The 4,724-nt window shown below is 66.3% G+C and carries 5 protein-coding genes; all 5 read left to right on the top strand.

Going from position 1 to position 4,724, the window contains the following annotated elements:
* A partial coding sequence (locus K8I61_09420) for a hypothetical protein (GenBank protein ID MBZ0272246.1) occupies positions 1-283 on the top strand: 283 nt, incomplete at its 5' end.
* Positions 284-749: 466 nt separating this feature from the next.
* A complete protein-coding gene (locus K8I61_09415) occupies positions 750-1,406 on the top strand; it encodes a bifunctional precorrin-2 dehydrogenase/sirohydrochlorin ferrochelatase (GenBank protein MBZ0272245.1) in 657 nt (218 codons plus the stop codon).
* Positions 1,382-2,665 (top strand): glutamyl-tRNA reductase, encoded by a 1,284-nt coding sequence (gene hemA / locus K8I61_09410; protein MBZ0272244.1) that lies wholly within the window; start codon positions 1,382-1,384, stop codon positions 2,663-2,665. The genes K8I61_09415 and hemA overlap by 25 nt, the downstream gene beginning before the upstream one ends.
* A 2-nt stretch (positions 2,666-2,667) precedes the next feature.
* Entirely contained in the window at positions 2,668-3,621 is a 954-nt protein-coding gene (hemC, locus tag K8I61_09405; GenBank protein ID MBZ0272243.1) for a hydroxymethylbilane synthase, read from the top strand.
* 96 nt (positions 3,622-3,717) lie between these two features.
* Positions 3,718-4,724, top strand: a 1,007-nt coding sequence (gene cobA / locus K8I61_09400; protein ID MBZ0272242.1) for a uroporphyrinogen-III C-methyltransferase, incomplete at its 3' end; no start/stop codon positions are given.

Raw genomic sequence — 4,724 nt, 5'->3', positions numbered from 1 at the left:
GCTTCGCACCGAGGTGCGCGACGCGATCATCCTGGAAATGGCGCGCGTGCTCGCGAGCGCGGGACGCGATGTGCGACGCGGGGTGATCGGCGGATTCGGCGCGATGGCGCCGGCCGATGACGCCACACCGCTTTCCGCCTGGCGCGCGCTGCCGGCCGACACCGCGCGCAAGATCGCGCAAGCGACGGGCGCGGCGTTTTTCGACGCGACGCCGTTTCTTGATACGGGAGACGTGGACGCCAGGCAGGACCGGCTCGCGCAGTGGATGGTGCTGAATTTGTAAGAGGGATCCTGGGAGCGCAGGCGTCCCGCCTGCTTCGACGGCGTTTCGCGATGTCGGTGCCGCGCGCGCAAGCGAGCGGTCCGCAACGCGCTACCACAACGCGCGTCTTCATCGGCCGAACTGGCGTTCGGCGCTCCCGGGCTTTCGCAACAATCTGCGCAATCGGCGTAGTCTGCGGATAGACGTCCGAATCGAAGCAGGCGGGACGCCTGCGCTTCTGGCGACAGCCCAAAAAAAACAGGACCAAAATGGGCCTGATTTTCTGCCTCGAAATTGACGCAGGTCAAGTCGCCTAACCTATTGAATTTTCTGCAAAACATTAGTGTCGCGCGGCCATGACGCGGGGTGTCATCGCATTGTCAGGTTTTCGCCCGTAACTTGCTGATTTTGGCTAATTTTTGTCCAACGCCGAGGGGCTCGTAGCAAGCGGAAGTCGACCCCCCGAAAACTGGAAGTGAAATAGGCGATGTTGAACACCTCCAAACCGCTCTTCCCGATGTTCGTGAAACTCGACGGGCGACCGTGCGTTGTGATCGGCGGCGGCAAGGTCGCCGAGGGCAAGATCTGGTCGCTTCTTGAATGCGGCGCGCGCGTATTCGTCATCGCTCCGACCGTGGACGACAATCTCCGCAAGCTGGCCGAGGAAGGCGAGATCGAATGGGCGCCGCGCGAATATCGCGAGGGCGATCTCGAGGGCGCGGCGCTGGCCGTTTGCGCGACGGATCACACGGAGGTGCATCGGCGCGCGGCGGCGGAAGCGCGCGAGCGCGGCATTCCCGTCAACGTCGTGGACGTGCCGCATCTTTGCGATTTTTTCTATCCGTCGGTATTGCGCCGGGGCGATCTGGCGATCGCGATTTCCACGCACGGCCGCGTGCCTTCTGCGGCGCGCCGCGTGCGCGAGACGATCGAGGAAAACTTCGGTCCCGAATACGGCCAGTGGCTTCAGATCCTTTCCGACGTGCGCAATCGATTAATGGACGAGAGCCGTCTCGATTACAGCGCGCGGTGCGAAATCCTGGACAAGCTCATGGACCTGCCCACGCTGTCGCTTTTGCGCGAAGGCCGGGCGGAGGAAGCGAAGCGGGAGGTGGAGGCATGCGCCTCGCGGTTGTTGGCATAAACCACAAGACGGCGGGGCTTGACGCCCGCGGTCAGTTTTCGTTCACGCCGGAGGATGCGCAGGCCGCGCTCGCGGCGTGGCGCGGCGCGGGCGACGGCCGTCCCGATCCGATCGGCGCAATCGTCGAGGAGATGGTCATCCTCTCCACCTGCAACCGCACCGAGATCTACGTCGCGTACGCGTGCCGCGTCCTGCCGCTCGACATGCTCGTGGACTTTTTCGCGCGACGGAAGGGTTATCGCGCGGAGGACCTCCTGCCGCACGTTTACGTGCATGACGGCGCGGACGCGGTCGATCACCTGTTCCGCGTGGTGTCGGGCCTGGATTCGATGGTGTTCGGCGAGCACGAGGTGACCGGCCAGGCCAAGCGCGCCTACGAAACGGCGGTCGCCTGCCGCGCCAACGGCACGTTGACCAACAAGCTGTTCCACGCCGCGTTCCGTGTGGCGCATCGCGTGCGCGCCGAAACCGGCGTGTCGCGCGGATCGACCTCCGTCAGCCAGGTCGCGTGCGACATCGTCGAGCATCACCTGCCGGACATGACCGGCAAGCGTGTGCTCTTTGTCGGCGCGGGCAAGGCGGTCGATCTGGCGGCCAAGCGCCTCGTGAAGCTCGGCGCGGCGGAACTGATTTTCGTGAACCGCACCCTCGAGCGCGCCGAGGAGCTCGTCGCGAAATACGGCGGGCGCGCGGTGGCGCTCGACGATCTTGCCGCCGCGCTCATCGACGCCGACGTCATCATCAGCGCCACCGGCGCGCCGGATGTCGTCATCCCCGTCGAGGACGCGCGCGCCGCGCAGGCCGCGCGCCCGGCCCGGCGCTACTACATCGACCTGGCCGTGCCGCGCGATGTCGCGCTCGAAATCCGCGACGAACGCGACACGCGCCTCTACGACCTGGACGACATCCGCGAGCACGTCGCGCGAAATCTCTACGCCAGGCACAAGGAACGTCATCAGGCGTTCCGCATCGTGGAAGACGCGCGCACCGCGTTTGTCGACTGGCACGAGTCGATGAAGGCGACGCCGGTCATCTCCCAGCTTCGCGAGACGGCCGAGCGCATCCGCCAGGAAGAACTCGAAAAGATCGCGCGCGTCATGCCCGAAGACAAGATGGGGGAGGTCGAGGCCATGACGCGCCGCCTCGTCAACAAGGTCCTGCACGAGCCGATCATGGCGCTCAAGCGCGGTGACATGTCCACGCCCCAGCACGACGAGGTCGCGGCGTCGATCCGCGTCGCGCTCGCCTCCGTTTCCTGAACATGACGGCCCGCCGCGTCGCGATCGTCAGTCGCGGCAGCAAGCTTGCCCTGAAACAGACGCACATGATGCGCGATCTTCTCGCCGTGCGTTTCCCGGATATCGAATTCGACGTGCGTATCGTGCACACGACCGGCGACCGCATCCTGGACGCGCCGCTTTCGCGCATCGGCGGGAAGGGCCTGTTCACCGCGGAGATCGAGCACGAGCTGTTGCGCGGCGAGGCGGACCTCGCGGTGCACAGCCTGAAAGACCTGCCGACGCAGGTGCCTGACGGCCTTTCGATCGGCGCGGTGACCGAGCGCGAGGACGTGCGCGACGCGTGGATTGGCCGCGGCGGCCTGGCGTTTGCCGATTTGCCAAAGGGCGCGCGCATCGCGTCCGGATCGTTGCGGCGGCGCTCGCAGCTTCTCGCGCTTCGGCCTGATCTCGATATCGTCGATATTCGCGGCAACCTCGACACGCGCATCCGCAAGGGCAAGACGTCTGAGGATCTCTTCGGCACCGTCGTCGCGATGGCGGGCGTCTCGCGCATGGGGTGGCTCGATCAGATCACGCACCCGTTTGAGACGGACCAGATGCTGCCGGCGGTCAGCCAGGGCGCGATCGGCATCGAGATCCGCGAGGGCGATGCCAGGACCGCCGCGATTGTCGCGACGCTCGATCACGCACCCACGCGCCTCGCGACCGACGCGGAGCGCGCGTTTCTCGCACGGCTGGAGGGCGGCTGTCAGATTCCCATCGGCGCGCACGCGCGCGTTGACGGCGACCGGCTTGTGCTCGACGGCGTCGTGGCGAGCCTCGACGGTACGCGAATCTTCCGTGGCCGCGAGAATGGGGCGGCAAGTGAAGCCGCCGGGATCGGGCGGCGCCTGGCGGACCGCCTCGTCGCCGACGGCGCGGGCGAGGTGCTCGCCGAGGTCCGCGAGCAATTCGGCGATGAGCCGATCGGATAGAGCGTCGCAATAGAAAATAGAAAAAAGAAAGCAGAAAATAGCGTCCATGCACGAACGCGTTCCTCTTTCCTCTTTCCTCTTTTCTCTTTTCGCGCGATGACCGGCATCGTTTACATCGTCGGCGCGGGGCCGGGTGATCCGGGGCTCATCACGGTGCGCGGCCGGGCGTGCCTGCGCGACTCGGATGTCGTCGTGTACGACAACCTCGCGCCGCGAGAGTTGCTCGACGAGGCGCGGCCGGACGCGGAGCTGATCTACGCGGGCAAGCGCGCGGCGGATCATGCGCTACGGCAAAGCGAGATCAACGAAATCCTTATCGATCGCGCGCGCGGGGGGAAAATCGTCTGTCGATTGAAAGGCGGCGATCCGTTCCTGTTCGGGCGCGGCGGCGAGGAGACGACGCATCTCGCGGCGGCGCGCGTTCCGTTTGTCGTCGTGCCGGGCGTGTCCGCGGCGATCGCCGTACCGGCCTACGCGGGCATCCCCGTCACGCACCGGGCGTATTCGGTCACGCTGTGCGTCTCGACGGGGCATGAGGATCCGGCGAAGGAGGCGTCGGATCTCGACTGGAGCCTTCTGGCCGGGCCGATGCGCACGCTCGTGTTTTTCATGGGCGTGCGGACGCTTCCGCACATTCGCGAAAGGCTCATCGCACACGGCATGCCGGATTCGACGCCCGTGGCACTCATCGAGCGCGGGACGACGCCGTGGCAACGCACGGCCGTCGGCACGCTCGCCGACATCGCTCAGATCGCCGAAGAGCGTCGCTTTGCGCCGCCGTGCCTCGTTGTCGTCGGCGAGGTCGTGCGCTTGCGCGACGAAATGGTCTGGTACGAGAAACGCCCCCTATTTGGCGTCACGGTGATGAACACCCGCGCGACGCATCAGGCGGCCGATTTATCGCGCCGGCTCGCGGATCTTGGCGCGCGCGTGGTCGAAGTGCCGCTCATCGCCATCGCGGAGCCGGCGGATCGCGAACCGTTGCTCGAAGCGGCGCGCGCGCTCGACACCTTTGACTGGATCGTTCTGACAAGCACGAACGCCGTCGACGCCTTGTGGAACGCGGTGCGCGAGATCGGACGCGACGCGCGCGCGCCGCTTCG

The sequence above is a fragment of the bacterium genome, assembly GCA_019912885.1.
Taxonomy (GTDB): Bacteria; Lernaellota; Lernaellaia; order JACKCT01; family JACKCT01; genus JAIOHV01.
The sequence above is the reverse complement of the archived record's forward strand: the minus strand, read 5'-3'. Positions and strand labels throughout refer to the sequence as shown.